This is a genomic window from Kribbella sp. NBC_00359, from assembly GCF_036097425.1.
Taxonomy (GTDB): domain Bacteria; phylum Actinomycetota; class Actinomycetes; order Propionibacteriales; family Kribbellaceae; genus Kribbella.
The window spans coordinates 3,954,899-3,979,308 of sequence record NZ_CP107975.1 but is presented as its reverse complement, the minus strand read 5'-3'; the positions used below and the strand labels follow the sequence as shown (position 1 = coordinate 3,979,308).

Annotated in this window: 21 protein-coding genes; 9 read left to right on the top strand and 12 right to left on the bottom strand. The window is 69.1% G+C overall.

Annotated features, from left to right (window positions below; translation table 11 throughout):
- Positions 1-92 precede the first annotated feature (92 nt).
- The 4 genes from OG876_RS19535 to OG876_RS19520 all read right to left on the bottom strand — a co-directional run bounded on the left by OG876_RS19535 (position 93) and on the right by OG876_RS19520 (position 3,873).
- Complete coding sequence (locus OG876_RS19535; protein ID WP_328526308.1) at positions 93-953, bottom strand: DUF559 domain-containing protein; 861 nt, start codon at positions 951-953, stop codon at positions 93-95.
- 156 nt (positions 954-1,109) lie between these two features.
- Positions 1,110-1,820 (bottom strand): FadR/GntR family transcriptional regulator, encoded by a 711-nt coding sequence (locus OG876_RS19530; protein ID WP_328526307.1) that lies wholly within the window; start codon positions 1,818-1,820, stop codon positions 1,110-1,112.
- 26 nt (positions 1,821-1,846) lie between these two features.
- A complete protein-coding gene (locus tag OG876_RS19525; protein WP_328526306.1) occupies positions 1,847-2,782 on the bottom strand; it encodes a dihydrodipicolinate synthase family protein in 936 nt (311 codons plus the stop codon).
- 14 nt (positions 2,783-2,796) lie between these two features.
- Positions 2,797-3,873, bottom strand: coding sequence for a sialidase family protein (locus tag OG876_RS19520; RefSeq protein ID WP_328526305.1), 1,077 nt, complete (start codon positions 3,871-3,873; stop codon positions 2,797-2,799).
- A gap of 47 nt (positions 3,874-3,920) precedes the next feature.
- Here OG876_RS19520 and OG876_RS19515 point away from each other — a divergent pair, with 47 nt between their 5' ends.
- The 5 genes from OG876_RS19515 to OG876_RS19495 all read left to right on the top strand — a co-directional run bounded on the left by OG876_RS19515 (position 3,921) and on the right by OG876_RS19495 (position 10,383).
- Positions 3,921-5,543, top strand: a complete 1,623-nt coding sequence (locus OG876_RS19515) for an extracellular solute-binding protein (protein ID WP_328526304.1) — start codon at positions 3,921-3,923, stop codon at positions 5,541-5,543.
- Complete coding sequence (locus tag OG876_RS19510) at positions 5,544-6,488, top strand: ABC transporter permease (RefSeq protein ID WP_328526303.1); 945 nt, start codon at positions 5,544-5,546, stop codon at positions 6,486-6,488.
- Positions 6,485-7,405, top strand: coding sequence for a carbohydrate ABC transporter permease (locus OG876_RS19505; RefSeq protein WP_328526302.1), 921 nt, complete (start codon positions 6,485-6,487; stop codon positions 7,403-7,405). The genes OG876_RS19510 and OG876_RS19505 overlap by 4 nt, the downstream gene beginning before the upstream one ends.
- A 122-nt stretch (positions 7,406-7,527) precedes the next feature.
- Positions 7,528-8,319 carry a phosphatase PAP2 family protein gene (locus OG876_RS19500; RefSeq protein ID WP_328526301.1) on the top strand — a complete coding sequence of 264 codons (792 nt, stop codon included), beginning with the start codon at positions 7,528-7,530 and terminating at the stop codon, positions 8,317-8,319.
- A 39-nt stretch (positions 8,320-8,358) separates the two neighbouring features.
- Positions 8,359-10,383: a HelD family protein gene (locus OG876_RS19495; RefSeq protein WP_328526300.1), complete on the top strand. Its 2,025-nt coding sequence runs from the start codon at positions 8,359-8,361 to the stop codon at positions 10,381-10,383.
- Here the strand turns inward: OG876_RS19495 and OG876_RS19490 are convergent.
- From OG876_RS19490 to OG876_RS19480, 3 genes are read right to left on the bottom strand one after another with little or no spacing between them, the layout of a single operon-like run.
- A complete protein-coding gene (locus OG876_RS19490; protein ID WP_328526299.1) occupies positions 10,360-11,775 on the bottom strand; it encodes a hypothetical protein in 1,416 nt (471 codons plus the stop codon). The genes OG876_RS19495 and OG876_RS19490 overlap by 24 nt on opposite strands.
- A complete protein-coding gene (locus tag OG876_RS19485; protein WP_328526298.1) occupies positions 11,772-12,794 on the bottom strand; it encodes a hypothetical protein in 1,023 nt (340 codons plus the stop codon). The genes OG876_RS19490 and OG876_RS19485 overlap by 4 nt, the downstream gene beginning before the upstream one ends.
- Before the next feature lie 38 nt (positions 12,795-12,832).
- Positions 12,833-14,023: an MFS transporter gene (locus OG876_RS19480; RefSeq protein WP_328526297.1), complete on the bottom strand. Its 1,191-nt coding sequence runs from the start codon at positions 14,021-14,023 to the stop codon at positions 12,833-12,835.
- Between the two features lie 88 nt (positions 14,024-14,111).
- Between OG876_RS19480 and OG876_RS19475 the strand changes: the two genes are divergently transcribed.
- Together OG876_RS19475 and OG876_RS19470 are read left to right on the top strand one after the other, a co-directional pair.
- Entirely contained in the window at positions 14,112-14,423 is a 312-nt protein-coding gene (locus tag OG876_RS19475) for an ArsR/SmtB family transcription factor (RefSeq protein WP_328526296.1), read from the top strand.
- Between the two features lie 87 nt (positions 14,424-14,510).
- Complete coding sequence (locus OG876_RS19470) at positions 14,511-16,772, top strand: outer membrane protein assembly factor BamB family protein (protein ID WP_328526295.1); 2,262 nt, start codon at positions 14,511-14,513, stop codon at positions 16,770-16,772.
- Positions 16,773-16,788: 16 nt separating this feature from the next.
- Here the strand turns inward: OG876_RS19470 and OG876_RS19465 are convergent, their stop codons facing one another.
- The 3 genes from OG876_RS19465 to OG876_RS19455 form a co-directional block, all read right to left on the bottom strand.
- Positions 16,789-17,610, bottom strand: coding sequence for a class I SAM-dependent methyltransferase (locus tag OG876_RS19465; RefSeq protein WP_328526294.1), 822 nt, complete (start codon positions 17,608-17,610; stop codon positions 16,789-16,791).
- Positions 17,607-18,230, bottom strand: coding sequence for a TetR family transcriptional regulator (locus OG876_RS19460; RefSeq protein ID WP_328526293.1), 624 nt, complete (start codon positions 18,228-18,230; stop codon positions 17,607-17,609). The genes OG876_RS19465 and OG876_RS19460 overlap by 4 nt, the downstream gene beginning before the upstream one ends.
- A 65-nt stretch (positions 18,231-18,295) precedes the next feature.
- Entirely contained in the window at positions 18,296-19,171 is an 876-nt protein-coding gene (locus OG876_RS19455; RefSeq protein WP_328526292.1) for a Gfo/Idh/MocA family protein, read from the bottom strand.
- Positions 19,172-19,347: 176 nt separating this feature from the next.
- On the opposite strand from OG876_RS19455, the gene OG876_RS19450 reads away from it, so the two are divergent.
- Both OG876_RS19450 and tuf read left to right on the top strand, forming a co-directional pair.
- On the top strand, positions 19,348-21,729 hold the full coding sequence (locus OG876_RS19450) for a hypothetical protein (protein WP_328526291.1): 2,382 nt from the start codon (positions 19,348-19,350) through the stop codon (positions 21,727-21,729).
- Between the two features lie 316 nt (positions 21,730-22,045).
- Positions 22,046-23,233 carry an elongation factor Tu gene (gene tuf, locus OG876_RS19445; RefSeq protein ID WP_328526290.1) on the top strand — a complete coding sequence of 396 codons (1,188 nt, stop codon included), beginning with the start codon at positions 22,046-22,048 and terminating at the stop codon, positions 23,231-23,233.
- Positions 23,234-23,250: 17 nt separating this feature from the next.
- Here tuf and OG876_RS19440 read toward each other — a convergent pair whose 3' ends face one another.
- Positions 23,251-23,523 (bottom strand): DUF4031 domain-containing protein, encoded by a 273-nt coding sequence (locus OG876_RS19440; protein ID WP_328526289.1) that lies wholly within the window; start codon positions 23,521-23,523, stop codon positions 23,251-23,253.
- A complete protein-coding gene (locus OG876_RS19435; protein ID WP_328526288.1) occupies positions 23,520-24,224 on the bottom strand; it encodes a copper homeostasis protein CutC in 705 nt (234 codons plus the stop codon). Before OG876_RS19435 ends, OG876_RS19440 begins: the two co-directional genes overlap by 4 nt.
- Positions 24,225-24,410 lie beyond the last annotated feature (186 nt).

The following is a 24,410-nucleotide window of genomic DNA, read 5'->3' as shown; positions in this document are numbered from 1 at the left end:
AGGAGGTATCGGGTCAGCCGGTCGCTCGCCACGCTTGGGGACCGGCGTCCAAGCCGCTCTGCCCCCGACACCTCCTGTCGAGCTGCACGTCGTCAACCGGAGAGACGCTGAGCCAACGCAGCGCGGATGGTCGCGACCACCCAGGCCGGATCACCGATCACCTGCTCGTACGTGAATCGGAGGACGAGCCAGCCGGCCGCCACGAGCTCGTCGTACCGGTGGCAGTCGGCGGCGAAGTCCCGCCGGGATCCGTGGAACTCGTAGCCATCCGCCTCGACCGCCAAGCGGGCGGCCCGATGTCCCAGATCAACCCGGGCCCGGAACCACCCGGACGACACCAGCACCTGTGGTTCGAAGCCGTCGATGGCTTCGCTGATCAGGAGTGCCCGGAGCATCGACTCCAGGAAGCTGCCGGAGTGACAGGTGGCGGCTTCGGCCATCCTGCGAGCGTTCGGACAGCCGGAGCCGCGCATCGCGACAGTCGCGGCAAGCAACTCCTGCTGGCTGAGCTGTCGGGTGGCGAGCGCCGCATCGGCGACGGCCAGTGCCTCGGCGAACGGGAGGATGCGGGAACAGTCGACCACGGTCCGAAGCAGCGAGGTGATCCGGTTCCGGCGCTCGTCAGAACTTGTGTGCGCCCAGTGCAGAACGGCGGGTGGTCCCGGACGTGGCCGGCGCTTGGGCGGGACGGTGACGTGCGGCTTCTCCGGTGTCACCAGAAGCGGAAGACCCTGCGCCCTCGCAGCGCTCAGGTGTGAGAGGACTCCGTCGTACGCGAGCATTGCCACCTGGTCGGCGGGAAGACCGGGCAGCGCGTAGATCCCAAGTGCGATCCGCTGCACCTCACCTCGCTCGAGCGCGGCGCCGACTGCACGACGGGAGGTCGCGGCAACCAATTCGGCGGAGCTTGCCCACCCTCCTCGCCGAGCCAGGGCCTCGGCGACCGTCTCCATCCAAGGATGGTGCCTGATGTCGGCTGCCGCGTGACTTGGCTTGTCCACAGGGGACAGCTCGACAGGACGTGTCCAGGTCTCAGGGGCCGACGCACGCTCGGGTGACCGGACGTTGTCCCTTAGTGGGGGTATACGTCCTGTCGAGCTGCACGCTACCTATTCGCCTAGCCGTGTGTGGATGCCGTTGAAGTGTTTCTTCATGGAGCGGGCGAAGGCTTCGGGGTCTCCTGTTCGGAGGGTGTTCAGGAGATCGCGGTGCCAGGCGGCCGCGTCGGCGGGGGTGTAGCGCGCGCCGGGGAGGCGTGCGTCGACCTGCGAGAAGGTTCGCCAGAAGACGCTGAGCAGGTCGATGACGAGGGCGTTGCCGAGCGGCTCGTAGAGTGCCTGGTGGAAGGCCCAGTCCTCGTCGGGGAAGTACTTCCCGTCCGCTGCCTTGGCTTCCATGCGTTCGACGATCGGCTCCAGGGTGTCGTCCCCGTGCCGGCTGAAGAACTCCACCACGTCCTCGGCCATGCCGACCTCGATGGCCTGGCGGACATCGAGGACGTTCTGCACGTCGCGGAGGTCGCCGGCCATCGACTGCGACATCCGGAACGCGAGCCCGTCCTCCAGCGACTGCAGTGACACCTCGCCGACGTACGTCCCGTACCCGTGCCGGATCTCGATGATCCCGACCGCCTGCAGCGCCTTCATCGCCTCGCGCAACGGGTGCCGCCCGACGCCGAGCTGAGCCATCAGTTCCTGCTCGTTGGGCAGCGGATCACCCGCCTTCAGCCCGCGCTCCAGGATGTACGACTTCATCTGGTCGCGAATGAAGGACTGATTTCCCGCCGCACCACGTGCCCGGCCGAGCCCACCCGTTGTCACCCGGTCCTCCTTGAGACTAGGACCGCTCAGTGTAATCCGGCGCGGTCCAGTAAGGGCCGGATCGCGGCGATCTCGGTGTCGCTCAAGGGGATACACGGGTACGCCGTCACCGGGCAGTCGATCACGCCCAGCAGATACAACCCCGCCTTGAACGCACCGAGTGCCGCTGAACTCGCGCCCATCCGCGAGCGATCCGCCACGTCGATGATCTCGAACAACCGGAACAACCGATCCTGCTCGGCCCGCGCCGCGGCCGCGTCACCGGAGACCGATGCGTCGAACAACCGCACATAGCCGGCCGGATCCACGTTCCCCAACCCAGGTACGACGCCATCGACACCGAAGGCCAGCGCGGAGTCGACGGTGACCTCCGACCCGGTCATGACCGCGAAGCCGTCCAACCCGGCCTCCCGTCGCGAGAGCACCAACTGCCGCAGGCTTGTCTCCTGACCACTCGAGTCCTTCACGCCAGCGATGACGCCCTGCTGCCCGAGCGAGATCACCAACGACGCCGGCAGCTTCGTCCCGACCCGCGACGGAATGTCATACGCGTAGAGCGGCGTATCCCCAGCCAATGACTCGAGCCGCGTGAAATGCCGCTCGATCTCCGCCGGATGCGTGGCGGCGTAGAACGGCGCCGTCGCGACCAGACCGTCCACACCGGCCTTCAACGCAGCAGACACGTGCGCACTGACTCGAGCGGTCGACGTGTCGATGACACCGGCCAGCACCGGCACCTGCCCCGACACCTCCGCCACGGCCGTCTCCAGCACGACCTGCCGCTGCTCGTCGGTCAGGAACGTGCCTTCGCCGGAGGTGCCGAGCACGAACACCCCGTCCACACCGCCGGTCAACTGGTACTGGATCAACCGGGCCAGCGATGCGGTGTCGACGTCGTACTCGGGGGTGAGCGGGGTGACGAGTGGCGGCACCACGCCGGTCAACTGGGCGGAGTCGGTCAAGGGGTCTCCCAACGTCAAAGGGCGAATGTGGCGAAGCGGAGGGTCGCGAACGAGGAGGTTTCACCAGCCTCGTAGAAGATGCCGACCGAGCCGTCGGGCCGGAGGACGAGATCGGAGTAGCCGGCCATGCCCGGATGCACCACCAGCGCGGCCCGCCAGGACTGACCGGAGTCATCGCTGACGAACACGGTCAGCTCCCGGCGGCTCGACGGGTTGACCGGTGTCGACAGCACCAGCCGGCCGTCGGGCAGCGTGAGCACACTCCCCTGGATCCCCGGCGCGGTGATCTCGGGGATCCCGGCGTACGGCGCGTCGAGCGTGGCACCGCCGTCCGAGGACCAGGCGTGCACCCGCGCCGGCCCGGTCCCCTGGTGGTTGCGGGCGTTGAAGTACAAGCGTCCGTCGGGCAACTCGGCGACGGTGGTCTCGTTCGCGTTGATCTCCGCGCCGTCGTTGCGATCGACGAAGCCGACCGCCCAGGTGATCCCGCCGTCGTCGCTGACGATGCAGTGCCCGCCGTTCAGCCGGATCAGATCGTCGACCGGCTCCGACGGCACGAACGAGTGGTTCGCCGGTACGACGAGCCGACCACTCGTGAGCGCGATCCCGTGACAGGGCCCGGTCGCGTACCAACCCCAGTCGGAGGGCTTCACCTGCGCGGTGATCTCCACCGTCGGGCTCCACGACGCGCCGTCGTCGGTGGACCGCTGCACGAACACCCGCCGGCCGGACTCCGGATCGGTGCCGCGGGCAAGCGACAGCTCGACGGCGTCGGCGCCGTTCTGCACCGTGACCAGCACGATGTCGCCGCTCGCGGGGTCGATCACCGGCACCGGATTCCCACACGTCTTGCCGGGCACGGCCGACACCACCTGCAGTGGCAGCCAGGTCTGCCCGCCGTCGAGCGACCGCCGGAGCACGACCTCGATCTCACCCGCGTCGCCGGACCCATGCAGCCGCCCCTCGCAGAAGGCGAGCACCAACTCGCCTCGCGCCAGCACGGACGGGATCCGGAACGTGTGATAGCCGCTACCGGCCGGGTCGAAGACCACGGCCGGAGTGATTTCCACGGCGCCGACTCTTGAAGACATAGGACGTACTATGTCATGGTGTGGCCCTCCGATGGAAGTGAGGCCTCATGCCAGTCAGCAGAAGAACTTTCCTCGGCGGCGGCCTGGCCGCCGCCGCTGTCGCGGTCACGGGTACGCCGCTGCTGGAGGGGTGCGCGTCGGACAAGAAGAACACCGCGGCCGCCAACGCGGCGGTGAAACTGCCGACGTACACCAGGTACGGCGAGATCAAGCCCGACCTGCCCGGCACCGACGTGGTGCTGGACGGCTTCCTCAAGTACCCGGCGAACCCCGCCAAGGTGATCACCGACGTCCCCGGCGACGGCAAGCCGATCACGTTCCTGACCAACATCCCGGGCGCGATACCGCCGGCTGCGGACAGGAACCCGTTCTGGCAGGCCGTGAACCAGCGGCTCGGCTCCGAACTGCAGATCAGCATGGCCTCGAACGACGAGTACAAGGACAAGTTCGCCACCCGGATCGCCGGCGGCGACCTGCCCGACATCCTGAACATCCCGGTCGACACCGTGCAGATCCCCGGCCTGGTGAAGGCCAAGTGCATGGATCTGACCGAGCACCTGTCCGGTGACGCGGTCAGCAAGTACCCGTTCCTCGCGAACATCCCGACCGAGTACTGGAAGGGTTGCGTCTTCAACGGCGCGATCTACGGCGTCCCGGTGCCGCGCGGGATGTCACGGACCTCATTGGCCCTGTACCGCGAGGACCTGCTGGCCGCGAAGGGCATCAAGGACCCTGCCCCGAAGAACTTCCAGGAGTTCTTCGACCTGGCCAAGGAGATGACCGCGGCCAAGCAGAACAAGTGGGCCTGGACCAGGGTGCCGCTGTCGACCATCCGGCAGATGCTCGGCATCCCGAACGTCTGGAAGGAGGACGGCGGCAAGTTCACCTCGATGTACGAGCACGAGGCGCAACTCGAGGCGCTCGAGGCGGCCCGCAAGATGGTCGCCGCCGGTGTGATCAACCCGGACGCGTTCAACGACAAGGCGAGCGCCCGCAAGCAGTGGTTCAACGGCGGTACCGCCGCGTTCGACTACGACAGCTTCGTGGCGTGGAACCAGTACTACTCCGACAACACCGCCGGCGACGCGTTCGCGGTGAACATGCTCGACGTGCCCGGCTTCGACGGTGGCGAGGGCAGCCCGTGGATGGGCTCGGCGCTGAACAACGTCACCTCGTTCAGCAAGGACAGCAAGCACACGGCCGAGACGCTGCTGAAGATCGCGAACTGGATGGCCGCGCCCTTCGGCACCGAGGAGTACCTGTTCCGCAAGTACGGCGTCGCGGGCCGGCACTACACCCTGCAGGGCACGGACCCGGTGCCGACCAAGGTCGGAGTGGTGGAGACCGGTATCGGCCTGCAGTACATCAGCGACAGCACCCTGGCGCTGTACTGGGCCGGCAAGCCGGACGTGCCGCAGAAGCAGCACGCGATCCAGGAGAAGGTCGCCAAACGGCTCGTGCACGACGCGTCGTACGGGCTGTACTCCGACGCGCAGTCGAAGAAGCAGCCGCAGCTCGCGAAGACGATGACCGACCTGGAAGGCCAGATCGCGCAGGGCAAGAAGCCGGTGTCCGACTGGACCGCGGCAGTGCAGACCTGGAAGTCCGCGGGCGGCGACAAGATGCGGACCGAGCTCGAGCAAGCGCTCACCGACACGGCAGGGAAGTAGATGCTCCAACGTTCCAAGACGCGATCGCAGCAGCGGCTGAGCCTGGGGCGGCGCCTGCTCCGGGACCGGGTGCTGCTGCTGTTCGCGCTGCCCGGCACCGCGCTGATCATCGCGTTCCACTACGTGCCGCTGCTCGGCAACGTGATCGCGTTCAAGGATTACCAGCCGTTCCTGGGCATCGGCGGCAGCGACTGGTCCGGCTGGGCGAACTTCAGCGTGATCTTCAACGGCGATCCGGCGTTCCTGCGGGCGTTGAAGAACACGCTGATCCTGACCAGCCTGCAGTCGGTGTTCGTGTTCCCGGCGCCGATCCTGCTGGCCCTGCTGCTGAACTCGCTGTTCTCCGAGCGGATCAAGCGGATCGCGCAGAGCATCCTCTACCTGCCGCACTTCATGTCTTGGGTGATCGTGGTCGCGCTGTTCCAGCAGATGCTCGGCGGCAGCGGGTTGCTGAACAACTACCTGCGCTCGCACGACCTCGCCACGCTCGACATCATCGGGAACTCGGAGCTGTTCCACGTCCTGCTGACGTCGCAGATCATCTGGAAGGACACCGGCTGGGCGACGATCCTGTTCCTGGCTGCCCTGTCCCAGATCGACTCGCAGCTGTACGAGGCAGCCAGTGTGGACGGCGCCAGCCGGATGAAACAGCTGTGGCACGTCACCCTGCCCGGGCTGCGCGGGATCATCATCCTGCTGTTCATCCTGCGGCTCGGCGACTCGCTGACCGTCGGCTTCGAGCAGATCATCCTGCAGCAGCAAGCGGTCGGCCGGGACGTCAGTGAGGTCCTCGACACCTACGTCTACAACAACGGCGTGCTCGGTGGCGCCTGGGGCGTGGCGGCCGCGGTCGGCCTGGTGAAGGGCATCGTCGGGGTCATCCTCGTGCTCACCGCGAACAAGGTCGCCCACATTTTCGGGGAGCAAGGGGTGTACAACCGATGACGCAGACGATCGTGGCCCGCAGAGTCGCACCTCACCGGAAGATCGTCCAGGGCGTGCCGATGCCCTCCTGGCCGATGCGGGTCTTCAAGGGACTGGTCCTGCTGGTGTTCTGCGCGGTGGTGATCATCCCGTTCGTCGGGGTGATCTCGACCAGCGTGGCGCCGAACAAGCAGATCAACGAGTCCGGCGGGCTGGTGCTGTTCCCGAAGTCGGTCAACTTCGCCGCCTACGAGTCGCTGTTCTCCGGCGGGGTGGTGACGCAGGCGCTGTTCGTCAGCATCTTCGTCACCGTTGTGGGCACACTGCTCAGCCTGACCGTGTCCTGTCTGCTCGCCTACGCGTTGTCCCGGCCCGGGTTCGTGGCCGGGCGGCCGATCCTGCTGGTGATCCTGTTCAGCATGCTGTTCTCTCCCGGGATCATCCCGCTGTACCTGACCGTCAAGGGCGTCGGTCTGCTGGACAGCATCTGGGCGCTGATCGTGCCGACGATGGTGAGCGCGTTCAACGTCGTCGTACTGCGGGCGTTCTTCATGAACCTGCCGAACGAGCTCACCGAGAGCGCGCGGATCGACGGCGCGGGTGAGCTGAAGACGTTCACCTACATCGTGCTGCCGCTGTCCAAGGCCGTGCTCTCGGTGATCGGGCTGTTCTACGCGGTGGCCTACTGGAACGCGTTCTTCTCCGCGCTGCTGTACCTCAACGACTCCAAGCTGTGGCCGTTGCAGCTGGTGCTGCGCACCTATGTGATCAACGACGCCCAGCTGGGCAGCGCGGAGCTCGGCACCGAGCGGCTGCCACCGCAGGCGTCGATCCAGATGGCGATCCTGGTCGTCTCGATCGTGCCGATCCTGCTCGTCTACCCGTTCCTGCAGCGGCACTTCGCCAAGGGCGTGCTGACCGGGGCCGTCAAGGGATGATCGCAACGGCGTGACGAGCGCGTCACGAACGGTGCCCCTGAGCGCGGCCAGGGGTTGCCCAGGGCAACGCCAGGGTTGCGCCTGGACAAATCCTCGGGGTACGGCAGGTACCGTCGAGGAGTATGGGGATAGAGGCGCTGGAGCGGGTGGGGCCGGGTGGGGAAGAGCAGGGACAGCGCGGGGCGCAGGTCTTCTGGCGGGTGGTCAGGGAAGCGGTCCTGTTGGCCACCCTCTTCCTCGTCTACAGTGCGGGCCGGCAGATCGCCGCGCGACATACCGGGTCTGCGTTCAGCAACGCCCATGAGGTGCTGTCCTTCCAGAGCTGGCTGCACCTGCCGAACGAGGCCTCGATCCAGCACGCGGCACTGAAGTTCCCGCACCTGGTCGAAGGGGCGAACCTCTACTACGCCAGCGTGCATGCTCCACTGACCGCCGCCGTACTGCTCTGGCTGAGCATCTGGCGGCCGAAGGCCTACCCACACGTCCGGTGGACGATGGTGTCGGTGACCGGGCTGGCACTGGTCGGGCACATGGCGTTCCCGCTGGCACCGCCGCGGATGATGCCCGGGTTCGTCGACACCGGGCTGCGGTTCGGCCAGTCGGTGTACGGCGCGGAGCACTCCGGCGGGCCGGTGAACCAGTTCGCGGCCATGCCCAGTCTGCACGTCGGGTGGGCGTCGCTGATCGCCCTGTCGATGATCCTGATCACCCGGTCCAAGTGGCGCTGGCTGTGGCTGCTGCACCCGATCATCACCTTCACCGTGGTCGTGGTGACGGCGAACCACTACTGGCTGGACGGCATCGTCGTACTGCTCCTGCTGGGAGTCAGCCTGCCGCTGCTGCTCCGCCCCGGCCTGCACGACGACCGGCTGCGGACGCGTAATTCGGTTTCCCCGCGGCGGGTGCTCAAGTAACGTGGCGAGGCTCCCCCTGACTCCTGCCGGAGGTCCCGCATGCCCCCCGATACGTCCGACATCCTCCAGGCCGAGAAGGACTACCTGAAGACCTCGCGAGCCGCGCTGGCGGTGATGCGGGAGAAGACCGGCGCGCTGGAGGTCCACAGCGCGGACCGGGTCAACCAGGAGTACCTGCAGGCCGCGATCTGGCGGCGGATGAAGGAGCTCGAGGACGACCCGGACGTGCCGCTGTTCTTCGGCCGGCTGGACTACCTCGAGCCCACCGACGAGACGTTCCACATCGGCCGGCGGCACGTCAACGACGACCAGGGCGAGCCGCTGGTGGTGGACTGGCGCGCGGACATCTCCGTGCCGTTCTACCGGGCCAGCCGGACCGAGCCGATGGGCGTGGGGGTACGCCGCCGGTTCGGCTTCACGCATGGCGAGATGACCGCCTTCGAGGACGAGGACCTGACCTCGAGCGCGCCGGCCGACGAACACAGCGACATCCTCGACGCGGAGATCGAGCGACCGCGTTCCGGCCCGATGCGCGACATCGTGGCGACCATCCAGCCTGAGCAGGACGTGATCGTCCGGGCCGGGGTCGACGACACCATCTGCGTCCAGGGCGCCCCCGGGACCGGGAAGACCGCGGTCGGTCTGCACCGCGCGGCGTACCTGCTCTATGCGTATCGCGACCAGCTCAGCCGGGCCGGAGTGCTCGTGGTCGGGCCGAACGCGAGCTTCCTGCGCTACATCGGCGACGTGCTGCCCGCGCTGGGCGAGATCGAGGCGAAGCAGACCACGGTCGAGGAGCTGGTCGCCCGGGTGCGGGTGGCGGGGCCGGGTCCGGCGGCAGTCGACGTACTCAAGGGCGATGCTCGGATGGCCGCCGTACTGCACCGGGCGGTGTGGTCGCAGGTGCGGATGCCGACGGAGGCGCTGGTCGTGCCGCGGGGATCGCACCGGTGGCGGGTCCCGACGTACCAGGCCGAGGAGCTGGTCACCGAGCTTCAGACGCGTGGAGTCCGGTACGGCGCCGGCCGGTCGATGTTGCCCCAGCGCCTGGCGCACGCCGTCCTGCTGCGGATGGAGGCGGCCGGTGACTCACCGGACGACCGGGTGCAGGACTCGGTGGCCCGGAGTCGCCCGGTCAAGCAGTACGCCGAAGCACTCTGGCCCGCTGTGGATCCGGCGAAGCTGCTCTTCCGCCTCTTCACCGACCCGGAACTGCTCGCCGAGCACGCCGACGGACTCCTCACTGCTGAAGAGCAGGCGCTGCTGATCTGGGACAAGGTGCCGCGGTCGGCCGGAGCCGCGAAGTGGTCGGTCGCCGATGCCACGCTGATCGACGAGATCGCCGATCTGGTCGACCGGACGCCGTCACTGGGTCACGTGGTGCTGGACGAGGCACAGGACCTGTCCGCGATGCAGCTGCGCGCAGTCGGACGGCGGTGCTCGACCGGCTCGATGACAGTGCTCGGCGACATCGCTCAGGGCACCACTCCGTGGGCCACACCGTCGTGGGACGAGGCGTTGAAGCACCTGGGCAAGACCGGTGCCCACACCGAGGAGCTGACCGCGGGCTTCCGCGTCCCCGGCCAAGTGATCGAGTACGCCGCCCGCCTGCTCCCCCTGATCGCACCACACCTCACCCCGCCCACCGCCGTACGACGGGCGCGCGGTGAGCTGGCCATCGACCGGGTGCCGGACAGCCTGGCGGCCGCGGTGACGACCGTCGACGAGGTGTCGGCGCGACTCGGCTCGATCGGTCTGATCGTCCCGGACGCCTTGGTGGCGGCGACCCGGAAGGCCTTGCAGGACAAGGGAATCGCCTTCTCCGTGCTGGGCGACGAGGACGACGCCGACGCGCACCTGGACGTCGTACCCGCCTCACTGGCGAAGGGCCTCGAGTTCGACCACGTCGTGCTGGTGGAGCCGGCCGGCATCGTGGCCGGTGAGGCCGACGAGCGGACCGGCCTCCGCCGCCTCTACGTCTGCCTCACCCGTGCGGTCACGTCGCTGGCCGTCCTGCACACCGAAGACCTGCCCGAAGTCCTAGAAGCCCCGCGAGCCGTCTGATCGCCGAGCCGAGCGCCGCGACGAACCGCCGCCGCTCGACCGGGTACGGGAAGACCAGGAGCTGCGGCGGCTCGAGCCGCTGGACCAGCCGCTGTCGCCGTCCGAGCCGCTGCCGGACGACGCCGACCGGTTGCGCATCGAGGACCCGACGTCAGAGCTCCACCGGCTGAACCGCGCACCGGGGCGACGGGAGCGCCAACGAGCCCGCATTCGGTCGCCGGTCCGGCGGGCGTCGTCGTCGGGGAACCACCAGCGCCGGCCGTTGCCCTGCGACCAGTAGCCGTCGATGTACGCGGACATGCCCTCGCCGACCATCCAGTACGGCCGCAGGTTGTCGCTCCACTGCTCGACCATCCGGACCTGCGGTTCCTCCCCGGCCACCGCCCGCTGCTTGCAGGCCGCACACACGCTGACCTCGCGGACACTCCCGCGCTCCGGCTGCCACTCGACGGTGTCGGTGCTGGGCCCGTGGCGCGGGTCGAAGAAGCAGGGTGCCGTCGGCTCGGGGATCGGCTTGCCGGCGCGTACGGCGTCCAGGCAGACCAGCCCGTAGCGGGCTGACCCCAGCAGCGAGGTCACCGCCTCGACGTCCGCGTCACCCTTGGCCGCGTCGAGTCGGTGCCGGGCCTTCTCGACTGTGTCGAGCACATCCTTGGAGAGCTTGGACTGCTGCGGGTCGGACGTCGTCGGCAGCGCGGAGACCTGCTGCGACAGCGCGATGATCTCCTCGTTCAGCAGCGGCCGCGTGATCCCCAGGTGCTCCGTCTCGTCCTTCCGGCGCGCCCGCCGAGCGCCTAGCGCGGTCGCGCCGTACCAGAGCCCGATGAGTCCGGCGAAACCACCGGCGTACGGCGCTGCGTCGACGTAGAACGGCTTGTCGACCTGCTGAGCTCGTTGGATGAACCTGACCAGCATGTCCTGGTAGTCCGGCGCACAGCAGTCGACCGCCTGGTCCACCGCGTCGCCCACGTGGTACGTCGGCCCGTGGTCCGCTCGCTGGACAGCATGGAAACCACGTCCGTCGGACTCCGAGTCCGCATCGACCAGTACGGCGTACGCACCCTCGACGCCGACGCGGTCGTAGAGCTGGTCCGCGATCTCCTCGCCCTCCCAGGCGAGGTTCACGAAGTAGTCGCTGTCCGAGGTGTTGATCTTGGCCGCGGGGATCACTGCGATCCGGATCGGCGCCGCGGCACTCTTCGCCGCGGCGTCCAGCTCCGCGACCTCGGCCGGTGTCAGCTCCTTGACGTCCGGGTCGACCCAGACACCAGGGTCGCCGAGGTTGCCGGCCACGGCGTTCAGGTAGACGTCGGGGTCGGTGGCCGCGTGCGCCGGTACCCCCGGCAACATCGAGGCTGCGACCAGTGCGAGCGCACCGAGCAGTCGTTTCATCGTGTTCCTCCCGAGAGCCGGTCGCGACAGGCACCACAGACCGGGACTTCCCGGGGCCGCCCGCCGGTTGGCGTGTACATCCAGTCCGTCAGGGACGTGCCGTGAGCAGGGTCGAAGAAGCAGGGCGCCCGGCGTGCCGGCTTGGGCGTTCCCGCGACGAGTGCCTGGGCGCAAGCGAGCCGCCAGCGCCCGTACTCGACGGTGGCCCGGACCTCGCGCAGTTTGTCGTCATCGGGCTCGCCGTCGACCACGCGCCCGGCATCGGCGTACGCGTCCATCGCCGCCTGCACGTCCGCCGCTGTGTTCACGCCGTCCAGACGCACGTCGGCGGCATCCAGTTCCTCGCCGAACCGCGTCACGTCCTCGCGCGCCAGCGCCCGCCGCTCCGACAGACTGTCGGCCTCATCCGGCAGGACGTCGTACGACGGCCGGTAGAGCGCAGGGCCTTCGTCCTTGCCCGGCCGCGACTTCCACCAGCGCAGGGCCAGGCCGCCGGCGACCAGGACGATAAGCACGATCAGAGCCGGCCACAGCCAGCCAGGCGGCCCGCTCGAAGCTTTGGGTACGTCGAGTTGGTCCAGCACTCCGTTGAGCGTGCCGACCGGGTCGGAGCGGCTGTGCTTGTCCAACTCGTCGGTCAGAATTCCGGCGATCGGGGTGTCGACCCCGACCGCGCTCCCCCAGGTGATCGCTCCGCCGAACACGACCAGATAGATGCCATCGGCCCGTTGCAGGTCCACCAGCTTGTCGACGTACGCGCGGGCGGCGGCGCTGTTGTCACCACTCCCGTTCAAGGCCGCCACCGGGACCACTGCGATCCGGATGGCCGGATGGTGATCGCGCACCCGCTCGGCCAACTCGGCGGCGTCCTTGTCGGGGACCAGCGAGCGCTGCGACGGGTCGACGTACACCGACGAGGTCTTCCAGCCGCCGACGACGGACGCCGGATCCGGACCGGGCGCGGCCGCCGTCGGTGCGAGCACGGTCGACACCAAGAGGACCCCGGCGAGCAGACGCATGGGCGCTAGCCTGCCCTAGCCGGGGTACCACTCAGTGATCAGTCGGCTGCAGCTGTGAGATAGATGTCCTCTTCGCGCTCCAGCTCCTCGACGCGCTGGAGGGCCGAGTCGCGCCAGAGCGCGAACAGCAGGCCGAGCACCGCCAGCGAGAGCACGGCGGACAGCACCGGCAGGTAGCTGACACCGAATGCTTGGATGACCAGACCGCCCACCACAGCGGACAGTCCGGCGCCCAGATAGATCGCGGACGCGTTGAGCGAGATCAGCAGGCCACCGCCGAGCTCCAGCAGGAGGTTCTGGATCGGCGGGTTGAAGGCCCAGGTGAACATGCCCCAGACGAACAGGGCCGCGGCAGCGCCGACCTCGGTGGTCATGGTGAGGTCCAAGGTGCCGACGACGGCAGTGAGGCCGGTCAACAGGACCAGGAGCGTGCGCAGGCTGCCGAATCGGTCTGTGGCGCGTCCTCCGACCAGATTCCCCACCACGGCGCCCACGCCGTACACGAGAAGCAGGATGCCGGTGACTCTCCCGGTCAATCCGGCGGAGTGCTTCAGCAGCGGCACGATGTAGATGTAGACGCTGAAGGCGCCGAGCACTCCGAGCACGGTCATCGCGAGAACGATCTGCACCCGCCGATCGGTCACACCGGCGAACCGCTCGCGCAGACTGACCACAGGAGGCGCGTCCACCCTCGGAAGCGCGGCCCGCTCGACGATGGCGACCAGTACGGCGACGACCGTGATGAGGGCGAAGACACCCTTGTAGCCGAGCGTCGGGCCGAGCAGGCTGCCGGCCGGCACACCGAGCACCAGCGCGAAGGTCAGACCGCCGAACACGATGGCGACGGCCCTACCGCGTTCCTCGGGTGGCAGCAGTCCTGTCGCGAAGAGAGTGGCGGCGGGGGTGTAGACGGCGGCACCGAAGGCGGCCACCACCCGACCGACGATCAGCACCGGGTAGTCGGTCGCGACCGCGGCGATGAGGTTGCCCAGCGCGGCCAGGACGAGTGCGGCGATGAGGAGGGTACGGCGCTCCCACCGGCCGGTCAGTGTGGACAGGATCGGCGCGCCGACGGCGTACGACAGGGAGAACGCGGTGGCGAGCTGGCCCGCGGCCGTCAGCGAGACGTGGAGCTCGGAGCTGACGTCGGGCAGTACGCCGGACACGACGTACGCGCTGGTGCCGACGGCGAACGCGCCGGCGCCGAGCAGGTAGATCCGTGCGGACATCGGAGACCTTCCGGACGAGGTTCAGTAGTTCGACCGTCATCGTACTACGAAGATCATCGAACTTCGACGCCCGTCGTATTATGGACACATGAGTAACAAAGAACTCCCGCAGCCGGAGCGCGACGAGATCCGCGTCGAGACGGTGCTTCAGGCCCTCGGCGAGCCGGTCCGGCTGCAGATCGTCCGCGCCCTCGCCGACGTGCCCCAGGGCATCGCGTGCGGCGAGATCGACCTCCCCGTCACTGCCTCGACCCGGGCGCACCACCTCCGCATCCTCCGCGAGGCCGGCGTCCTGTCCACCCACACCGAAGGCACCCGGCGGATCAGCAAGCTCCGCCGCACCGACCTCGAGTCCCTCTACCCCGGCCTTCTCTCCGGCGTCCTCGCCGCCCGCCAGTAGCCCTGTGCGAGCCTCGCACCGCAACCGCAAGCTGCCGGTCGGGTGATCGAGCGTTCGCTGTAGGGGCCGGACTGGCAAACTGGGGCAGTGGTCGAGCTGCGTGGGCGGTGGGGCGAGCTGGTGCCCGGCTCCGCCTCGCTGGCGGACGAGCTGGTGGCGAGGTACGTCGAACGGACGCGCCGGGCCTACCGCGACCACTACCTGGAGATCGTGCTGACGGCGCTGGACTCACTCATCCAGCTGTCCACCGACCCGACCTCGGTCCGGCTCGCGGCCTGGTTCCACCGGGCGGTCCATGAGCCGGGCGGCACGCCGGCGGAGGACGCCGAGGCATCCGCCCGGCTGGCCGAGCAACTCCTCCCGCAGTACGGCGTACCGCCGATCCGCATCGCCGAAGTCGCCCGCCTGATCCGCCTCACCGGCGAGCTCGCCGCACCCCCGCCCGACTCCTACGCACCACCCCGGCGCGACGCGAACGGCGACGTACTCCTCGACGCCGTCAACGCGATCCTCGCCGCCGACCCCAGCCGGTACGCCGTCCACACCGCCGAGGTACGGCGAGACGCCGGCGACCGCAAGGCCGCACTCGAGCAGCGGTACGACGAGGTCCGCGAACTGCTCGACGGTCACCTCTATCGCACCCAACTGGCCCGCCAACGGCTCGGCCCGGTCGCCCGGGTCAACCTCGAGTCAGAGCTCGCCGGACTGGACAGCCAACTCCCAGCGCCCTGGCGTGGCTGGCAACAAGCCGCCCTGACCGCCACCGCCACCTTCAGCGCGATCGCCGCCGCCGTAGTCTCCATCGCCGCATCAGGCGCCTCATGGCAGGTCCCGACCGCCCAGAACGAGGCCGGCTGGCCTCCCGTCGTGCTGGCCGTCGTAGCGTTCTTCAGCGCACCGCTGCTGTTCCGCTGCGCCCGAAGTGCCAGCCAACGCTCCCGACTCATCGCCGGTGCGGTGGTCGCGATTGCTGTCACCGGGCTGCTCGTCGCCTGGGCCCGGGTCCCGAGGATCAACCCCGCCGTCGGCGTGGGCCTACGCGTGCCGCTGCTCATCGCTGCCCTGCTCCTGCTCCTGCTGGCCGGCTCAGCAGCGCTGGTCGCCTCGCTACTGCGCACGAGAACTGCCCGTTTCCTCCCCGCCCGCAACCCCGGTCAGCAACTCGCCTGGCTGGCAGTGCCGGCCGCGGTCGCACTCATCCTGCTGTTGATCATCCAGCCACTGGCCCGCAACTACGTGCTGAGCTCCAACGAGCGAGTCGAAGGCACACCGAACGAAGCGGGCAAGGCGTCCCCGTCCGTCCTCGACGGCACGGTCGCCTGGGTCAGCAAGTCACTGCCGGGCTCCGGGGCCGAGCAGGCGATCGGGACCAGGTACGGCATCGCCGTCCCCCGCCAGAGCGGCGTGATCGAGATGCTCGACGCCGCGACCGGCGTACTGCGCTGGCGCTACAGCCGGTCCGACTCCGACGAGCAGCCGAACATCGTGGCGACCGGCGACGGTGACTACGTGCTGGCAGAGTTCGCCGACGTCGGCTACCTGCTGCTCGACGCGAAGACCGGTCACCGCAAGGCCGCGTGGCCGGGCCACACCCGCGACCGCCTGATCCAGCAGGCGCAACCACTGCTGACCGGCGAGCCGGCGCCGGGCGGCTCCAGCAAACTGCACGGCGTCGACTCGGACGGGCACGAGCGGTGGACGTTCGAGCCGGGCGGCTGCACGGATCTGGGCGCGGTCGCAACCGCTGAGGCCGTGGTCGCGTTCGTGGGGCACAGCTGCAACGACGAGCCCGACGAGATGACCGCACTGGATCTGAAGTCCGGCAAGAGGCTCTGGACCAAGGCCTCCGCCGACACCTACCGCCGACCCGTCGTTGTGGCCGGCCTGGTGGTCGTGGCCGAGCCTGGCGGCGATTCCGACGTACCTGTCGCCCTCGCTGCCATCGATCCGCGGACGGGTGACGTCCGCTGGCGCTGGCCGGTGCCACGGACCTGGGCGTGCCGGACGCTGCTCAACGCGGCCGGAAAGTACCTGGTCGTCGTGGACTGCCCAGGCCCCAGCACCTTGGAGAACCGCAAGACCGTGGTCACGGCCATCGACGCCAACACCGGCCTGACCGCCTGGCAGACGACCGCACCGGTCAGCCCGCGCATGAAGGTGACCGTCACCGCCGACGCCCGCGTGATCTCGCTCGGCCGCGGCACGACCGGCTGCGTCGCCAACGTGATCAGCAGCACCGGCTTCCGTCAGGTCCCGCTCCCCACCGGCATCTCCTGCGGCCGCGACCCTCGCGCCATCGGCAACCTCGTGCTCACCTCCGGCACCGACACCGTCATCGCACTGCGCTGACTCAGAAGCGGCTGACTCAGAAGCGATAGTGCAGTACGACGTTCCCGCGCCGGGACAACGACTCACTCCGCGCCGACAGCCGGTTGGCCCACCGCAGTCCGGCCGGGAACCGCTCGACCTCGGGCTCCCGGGTCAGCAGGATCTCCCGCACCAGCCGAAGTTTCGGGTTCCAGGTCTCCGGGGTGTGCGGATCGTCGAAACCCTCCGAGCGCATGATCGCCCGCACGGCCTTCGCGCCCGGATACACCTTCGCGGCCTTGACGGCGAAGGTCGAGTATCCGTTGAAGGCGATCTCGCCGCTGGGGAAATGCTCGATGATCCGGTTCAGGATCGCGCTCCACTCCGCCAGCGGGAAGAACGCGAGCAGCCCGTCCGCGACGATGACGGCCGGCCGGTCCGCGGGGATCCGGTCCAGCCAACCGGGCTCGGCGAGATCGGCCGCGAGGTTGTGCACGTGCGGGCGCGCCGGGACCAACTGCTGCCGCGCGGTGATCACGTCGGGGAAGTCGACGTCGTACCAGTCCACCGTCGGCGGTACGTCGATCCGCGTCGCGCGCGAGTCCAGCCCGGCACCGAGGTCGAGCCCGATCGCGTCCGGATGACGGGTGACGAAGTCGCGGGCGATCTCGTCCAGCTTCAGCGCCCGGTGCGCGATGTAGATCACGCTGCTCGGGCTGGTCTTGAGCTTGCCGTAGTCGTAGTCGACCGTGCGGACGATCTCGTCCGCCAGCTCGTCACGCAGCAACGGGTCTTCGCGCCGGTTGTCCAGCGCCCGGCCGCACAACGTCAGCCAGAGACTGTCCTCCAGTTGGTCGAAGACCGGGAGCGTGATCGTCATGATTCGCTCATCTCCTCATCTGCCGCGGCTGCTGTCCGCAGCGCGGTGTCGTCGGTGTAGAGGCCGTACGTGTAGAGCTCAAGCGTCGGCACCGCGAGCCGGCGCAGCACGTCCGGCCCGAACTCCTCCTGGCCGAGCGCCCGCGCGAGGGCCGGCGGCATCGTCAACGTGGCCAGGCTGAGCAGCACGTTCAGCACTGCGAGCGCCCGCGGATCCGATGACTCGCGCATGCGACCGGCGTCCACCCCGGCCCGGTGCACCGCCTCCGACTCGCCGACGATGCGGTCGACGAAGGTCTGCGCGGCCGGCGAGTCCTCCGCCATCGCCCGCGTCATGTACTGCACCTGCCGCCGATACCCGTCCGGATCCGCCAGGTACTCGCCCAGCAGATCCGGAGTCCCGGCCGCCCGGGCCCGGCGGGTCAGGACCTGCAGCACGAACTCGTCGCAGGCCGCCCGCAACCCGTCCTTGCTGCCGAAGTGGTGAATGACGAGGCCGGCACTGACGCCCGCGGCCGCCGCGATCGCCCGCAGATTGGTCTTCTCGAAGCCGTCCCGGGCGAACAGCTCGACCGCAGCATTGCGAATCCTGGCCTGCGCGGTGAGATCCTCTGAACGCATGTTCAATAGACTAAACACATGTTCAGTGCCACGCAAGCGGATTGAGGTGTACGGTGCTCCGGCCGTCAGGCGAGCTGCAGCTCGGCAGCGGCCAGGAGCTCGACGATGCGCGTGCCGAAGGCGACGTCGACGGGGTGCGACTCGCCCGACTCGGCCGCGGCGACCAGCTCCTCGGCAGCGAGTTGCAGTGCCTCGATCGCGGACGTCTCGGCGGCCGGCAGGAGCGCCGTACCGGTCTCTCCCCAGACGCCGGTCTCGAAGTTGCTGCCCAGGGGCGGAGCGGACAGCGAGATGCTGGCGGTGCTGGTGGCTCCGGACTCGTGGGTGAGGACGAGGTGGACCAGGCCGCCGGCACCGCCGACGGCGGCCAGCTCGACGATCGGGCCGAGCATCGCGGTCAAGTTGGCCAGGGCGTGTGGGCCGACGTCCCAGATGGCACCACGCCGCTCGCGTCGCCAGGGTGAGTCGACGAGCGGCTTGCCCGGTTCGTCGAGGGCGGCGAGCATGCGGGTCCAGCCGCCTTTCCAGCCTCCACGCGCCTGGATCTCCGCGAAGAACGACCGCAGCGGCTGCTGGAACCGGCTGGTGAAGAACACCACCGACGCGATGCCCTCGTCCGCGGCCTCGTCGGCCAGTGCCCGGGCGTCGTCGAGCGAGTCCGCGACCGGCTTGTCCAGCAGCAGATGCTTGCCGACAGCGGCGGCCTCCAGCGCCATCGACGCCTGCACCTTCGGCGGTACGGCGAACGCGACCGCATCCACTGACTCCAGTAACTCCGCGTAGTCGCCGTACGCCGTGACACCCAGCGCACCCGCGAGCGCCGCGGTTTTGTCGGCGTGCCGGCCCCACACGCCCACCAGTTCCACGCCGGAGGCGGCGCTCAACCCCGGTCCGTGCGTCCGCCGAGCCCAGGAACCGGTGCCGACCAACCCGAACCGCATGCACTTCTCCTCGCGCCGGAACTGTGACCTGCACCGCAATTTCACTGTTGGAACTCGGTGCCTGGTGCACCCATCGAAGCGGCTAGGTGACGAGCCGATATCGCTTTGGCCACGACCCTATCCGGGAGCCCCGGATCGGTCGGTACAGGCTCCCGGGGAGTGCGAGACTCCCAGCCATGGACTTGCGCGACCAGTGGAATCGCCTGCTGCCGCACGCGCAGCCGTTGGGCGAAGACCTGCTGGCTCGCTACGCAGAGCAACAGCGGCACTATCACGACCAGCGGCACCTGACCGAGGTTCTGGAGACCATCGACGAGCTGGCCGACGCCGCCGACGACGCGGACACGGTCCGGCTGGCGGCGTGGTTCCACGACGCGATCTACGACCCCCAGGCCGACCCCGGCGAGAACGAGGAGGTCTCGGCCCAGCTGGCCGAGCTCGAGCTGGCGGCCTACGGCGTCGAGGCCGAGCGGGTCGAGGAGATCGGCCGGCTCGTCAGGCTGACCGCCAAGCACGACTGCGAGCCGGACGACCGCAACGGCGCGGTCCTGTGCGACGCCGACCTGCGCATCCTGAGCGCGACACCGCAGCGGTACGACGAATACTCCGCCGGCATCCGGCAGGAGTACGGGCACATCGCCGACCGGGACTTCGCCCGAGGCCGGATGACGTTCCTGCAGAGCCTGGCCGGGACCCGGCTGTACGCGACCACTCGAGGTCATGACCAGTGGGAGCAAGCAGCCCGCGGCAACATCGCCCGGGAGGTCGGCACCCTGGGCCCTAAGGCGGCCCGGCCGATCGGCGGGCTGATCCCGGTCATCTACTTCGGTGCGGCCCTCGGTGTGGTCATCGCGTCCTCGGTCCTGCTCGGCCGCGGCCTCGGCGCGGCCGCCAAGTGGCCCGCCGGCCCGGAGGACGTCAGCGGCTTCCCAGTCTGGACGCCGATCGCCGGTACGGCGCTGTCGGCCGGACTGGCCTGCGCATGGTTCCGCCGAACCCAGCCGCGACTGCTGACCATCCCCGCACTGGTGTTCGCAGTGGTCGGAGTGATCGCCGTCGGCATCTGCTGGTGGCGCTGGCCGGCGGCACAGCCCGGTGCGGCCATGTCCGAGCGCTGGCCGTACCTGATGCTCGCGTCCGTCGCTCTGGTGCTGGCCGGGGCGCTCTTGTCGCTGGCGAGACGGCTGCGGCTCGCACCGCCATACGCGCAGGCTCCGCCGCGGATGCTGGGCCTCGGCGCCACTGTGGTGTGCGCGGCGGTACTGGCCTGGATCGTGGTGTCGGCCGGGGAACCATTCGTACAGGCCCGGCTGGAGACCGCCAACACGGTCAGTACGACGACCACCATCGCTCCCAACCAGATGCCGGTGCAGCTCGACGGAACGCTCGCCTGGAGCCGCGAAGTGCCCGCCACCGGCGCTATCGCCGGTACGGCGGGTGGAGTAGCCGAACTGCGCTCCGACGGCGTGGTCATGTCCGACGCGACCACCGGCCAGATCCGGTGGAGGTACTCGCGGGCCGACGTCCAGGACGCCGCGTCCAGTGGCTCCAAGGGCCTCCTGGTCTCCGCCGACGGCCGGACCATCGCCGCCCACCTCCCGTTCGCGGACTACCGCGATCCGGCGGGCATCGACCTGCCGACGTACGCCGTACTCGATGCGGTGAGCGGCAAGGTGCTGACCGAGGTCCACACCGACGGGACCGCCCTGGCCGTCGACCAAGACCAGTTGCTGGTGGCGGAGGGCAACTACGTCGTGGCGCACGGCGTGAGCAGTCCGACGCATTGGCGCACGCAACTGCGCTGCAACGTGACACAGGGCGAGCTGATCGGCGACCAGGCGGTCGTCGTCGACGCGTGCGGTGGCAACAGTGCCGTCGTACGCGGTCTGGACGTCGAGACCGGTGACCAGCGGTGGGAGGTCGATCTGGGGATCAGGTTCGACCTGAGTGCCGAGCTGGAGCCGTCCACCTGGGTCGGCGACCTGGTCGCCGTACCTGACACCCGGGAGGTCTCCGGACTGATCTGGACCGGCGCCGCGGGTGGAACGCTTTTCCAGTGGTCCGTCGACGTCAGCGAGGGCCGCATCATCTGGACGACCCCGGTGCCGGGCACACCGCGGCCCCGACTCGGGTCCGCGTCGTGCGACGCACAACTCGCGGCCACCCACGCTTCCCTCGTCCTGATCACCTGCCGGAACGCCAGCGACGTCGGACAGCCGCAGACGTACGACGTCTCCGCGTCGAGCCCCGCGGACGGGACACCGCAGTGGCATCACCTGCTGGAGGTGCCGCCGAAGCTGCAGCAGCCGGAGTACCCGCGGGACGGGTTCGGACTGCTGCCGGACGGGCGGGTCGTCACACTGATGCCGCAGCCGCACGGAAGCTGCTCGCCGGTGATGATCGGCGCCACCGGCATCCAGCCCCGCCCGATCCTGGCCGGCACCACCGCGAAGCCGGTCGCCCTGACCGAAGAGGTCACCTGCAACAAGCCGGCCGTCACCGTCGCCGGCGCCCGCCCGATCTTCTCCGACGGCAGCAGGCTCTTCGCCCTCAACTGACCTTCCCTCCCCCGGCGCGGCGCGGGAATTTCTGTTGCCGTCGGCAGCGTTCCTACCTACCGTGATCCGCATGTCCCGCGTGGTTTTCGAGTCCGACCTGTCAGGCACCGGCCTGACGGGCGCTCCCACGTGGGCGTCAGTCGATTCAGCAACCTTCACCGGCGCGCGAATCCGACCCTCCTCCTGCTGAGCAGGACCCGCGGAGGAGGGTGGTCGCTCACCGGCCCCCTCCGCGCGGTGACAGCGCTGCGGAAGGCAAGCCCGGAGGGTCCTGGCTCGCAGCACTGAATCTTCTGACAGCAAAGGGAAAACAAGCATGGCCAAGAGCCAGTTCGTGCGGACCAAGCCGCACCTCAACATCGGCACGATGGGTCACGTCGACCACGGCAAGACCACCCTCACCGCCGCCATCACCAAGGTGCTGGCCGAGCGCGACCCGGGCGTCAACCGGTTCGTCGCGTTCGACGGTATCGACCGGGCGCCGGAGGAGGTCGCGCGCGGGATCACGATCAACATCTCGCACGTCGAGTACGAGACCGCGACCCGGCACTACGCGCACGTCGACATGCCCGGGCACGCCGACTACGTGAAGAACATGATCACCGGCGCCGCCCAGGTGGACGCCGCGATCCTGGTCGTCTCCGCACAGGACGGCGCCATGCCGCAGACGCGGGAGCACGTGCTGCTCGCGCGCCGGGTCGGTGTGCCGTACCTGGTGGTCGCGCTGAACAAGGCGGACACCGTCGACGACCCCGAGCTGCTCGACCTGGTCGAGCTGGAGGTCCGTGAACTCCTGTCGGAGTACGGCTTCCCGGGCGACGACGTCCCGGTCGTCCGCGTCTCCGGACTGCGGGCGCTGGAAGGTGACCCGCAGTGGACCACCGCGATCGGTGAGCTGCTGGACGCGGTCGACTCCTACGTGCCGGTGCCGGACCGCGTGCTGGGCGAGCCGTTCCTGATGCCGATCGAGAACGTGCTCACCATCAGCGGCCGCGGCACAGTGGTCACCGGTGCGGTCGAGCGCGGTTCGCTGAAGCTCGGCGACGCGGTCGAGGTGGTCGGGCTCGGCCCGACGGTCACCAGTACGGCGATCGGGATGGAGACGTTCGGCAAGACGCTGGCGTCCGCGGAGGCGGGCGACAACGCGGCGGTGCTGCTACGTGGCGTGAAGCGCGACGAGGTCCGTCGCGGCCAGGTGGTGGCGTTGCCGGGCAGTGTGCACCCGCACCGGAAGTTCCGGGCGACCCTGCACGCGCTGTCCACGGCCGAGGGTGGCCGGCACACCCCCTTCGCCGCGGACTACCGCCCGCAGTTCTACTTCCGTACGACGGATGTCTCCGGTGGCATCGACCTGGGTGAGATCACCCTGGTCATGCCGGGCGACACCATCGAGCTCGGCGTGGAACTGGAGAAGCCGGTCGCCATGACCGTCGGCCTCGGCTTCGCCGTCCGCGAAGGCGGCCACACCGTCGCCGCGGGCACCGTCACCGAACTGCTCGACTGACCCAACGGCCCTCAACCTCACTCGGTTGGGGGCCGTTGTCTTTTCCGGTGACGCAACCCGGAAGCAATCAATCGACGAACCACTTCCCGACTGGACACGGGGACCGCACCGGCAGCGACCAGGTCGTCGTACCGCTCGCTCGGTACGTCGTAGTGGTCCCGATCGAAGCCGCGGGCCGGGATGCCGGCTGCCTTCGCGAAGGCGTGCAGCTCCTCGTAGGACTCGTCGCTGACGAGGTGGGACCAGACTCTGTTCCACGCCGGCCAGGCCGGCGGGTCGATGAGGATCATTCGCGCGCGTCCTGGGCGTCGAGCAGGTTGCGCCAGGAACGCACGAAGCGGGAGTTCACGTACGCCTTGGTCCACGATCCGTCCTGACGGACCGACGAGCCGACATGGAAACGCCGTACGCCGCTCTGGTACAGCCACGGCACGTGCTCCGGCTGGAGTCCACCGCCAGCCATCATCACACCGGCGATCGCGGCGTCCTCCTTGGCCAGTTTGCACAGATCGTCCAGCCCATGTGCGACACCGATCGACGACCCGGCGGTCAGCACGCAGTCCAGCCCGGCCAGCGAGCGGAGTGCTCGCCACGCCGGCCCCTGCTCCAGTACGGCGTCGATCGCACGGTGGAACGTCCACGGCGTACCGGCGAAGGTGCTGACCAGCGCGGCCACCGACTCGACATCCACCTGGTTGTCGGGGGTCAGGAATCCCAGGACGAAGCCGTCCGCGCCGGCCGAGAGGTAGGACTGCGCCATCGCGGTCAGCCTGTTCTGCTCGGCGCCGCTGATCGTGAAGGAGTCCGACAGCCGCAGCATCACCCGCAACGGCAGGTCGGTCGACCGCCGGATCGCACTGACCGTCGACACCGACGGCGACAACCCGTCCGCCTCCATCGACGCACACAGCTCCAGCCGGTCCGCCCCACCCTCCTGCGCCGCCTCCGCATCGGCAGGATGCAGCGCAATCACCTCCAGCAACGAACCCATGGGGGTCATCATCTCGCACCGCCCGCCCCGCGCCGGTGAACCGCTCGACAGGAGGTGTCGGTTGCCGGCGCCCTTCCTCCCGCGTAAGCCCTCAGGCGGAACACCCGCGACCTCCGATACGTCCTGTCGAGCTGCACAAGAAATATGTGTTGCGCTCTCTCTGGGTCTTCTGTATCGTTTTTCTAG

Bases quoted from the DNA above. Each gene is read 5' to 3' on its own strand.
- OG876_RS19535 (WP_328526308.1), bottom strand. From the start codon at position 953: ATGGAGACGGTCGCCGAGGCCCTGGCTCGGCGAGGAGGGTGGGCAAGC.
- OG876_RS19520 (WP_328526305.1), bottom strand. From the start codon at position 3,873: ATGTCTTCAAGAGTCGGCGCCGTGGAAATCACTCCGGCCGTGGTCTTC.
- OG876_RS19515 (WP_328526304.1), top strand. From the start codon at position 3,921: ATGCCAGTCAGCAGAAGAACTTTCCTCGGCGGCGGCCTGGCCGCCGCC.
- OG876_RS19510 (WP_328526303.1), top strand. From the start codon at position 5,544: ATGCTCCAACGTTCCAAGACGCGATCGCAGCAGCGGCTGAGCCTGGGG.
- OG876_RS19505 (WP_328526302.1), top strand. From the start codon at position 6,485: ATGACGCAGACGATCGTGGCCCGCAGAGTCGCACCTCACCGGAAGATC.
- OG876_RS19500 (WP_328526301.1), top strand. From the start codon at position 7,528: ATGGGGATAGAGGCGCTGGAGCGGGTGGGGCCGGGTGGGGAAGAGCAG.
- OG876_RS19495 (WP_328526300.1), top strand. From the start codon at position 8,359: ATGCCCCCCGATACGTCCGACATCCTCCAGGCCGAGAAGGACTACCTG.
- OG876_RS19490 (WP_328526299.1), bottom strand. From the start codon at position 11,775: ATGAAACGACTGCTCGGTGCGCTCGCACTGGTCGCAGCCTCGATGTTG.
- OG876_RS19485 (WP_328526298.1), bottom strand. From the start codon at position 12,794: ATGCGTCTGCTCGCCGGGGTCCTCTTGGTGTCGACCGTGCTCGCACCG.
- OG876_RS19480 (WP_328526297.1), bottom strand. From the start codon at position 14,023: ATGTCCGCACGGATCTACCTGCTCGGCGCCGGCGCGTTCGCCGTCGGC.
- OG876_RS19475 (WP_328526296.1), top strand. From the start codon at position 14,112: ATGAGTAACAAAGAACTCCCGCAGCCGGAGCGCGACGAGATCCGCGTC.
- OG876_RS19465 (WP_328526294.1), bottom strand. From the start codon at position 17,610: ATGACGATCACGCTCCCGGTCTTCGACCAACTGGAGGACAGTCTCTGG.
- OG876_RS19460 (WP_328526293.1), bottom strand. From the start codon at position 18,230: ATGCGTTCAGAGGATCTCACCGCGCAGGCCAGGATTCGCAATGCTGCG.
- OG876_RS19455 (WP_328526292.1), bottom strand. From the start codon at position 19,171: ATGCGGTTCGGGTTGGTCGGCACCGGTTCCTGGGCTCGGCGGACGCAC.
- OG876_RS19450 (WP_328526291.1), top strand. From the start codon at position 19,348: ATGGACTTGCGCGACCAGTGGAATCGCCTGCTGCCGCACGCGCAGCCG.
- tuf (WP_328526290.1), top strand. From the start codon at position 22,046: ATGGCCAAGAGCCAGTTCGTGCGGACCAAGCCGCACCTCAACATCGGC.
- OG876_RS19440 (WP_328526289.1), bottom strand. From the start codon at position 23,523: ATGATCCTCATCGACCCGCCGGCCTGGCCGGCGTGGAACAGAGTCTGG.
- OG876_RS19435 (WP_328526288.1), bottom strand. From the start codon at position 24,224: ATGGGTTCGTTGCTGGAGGTGATTGCGCTGCATCCTGCCGATGCGGAG.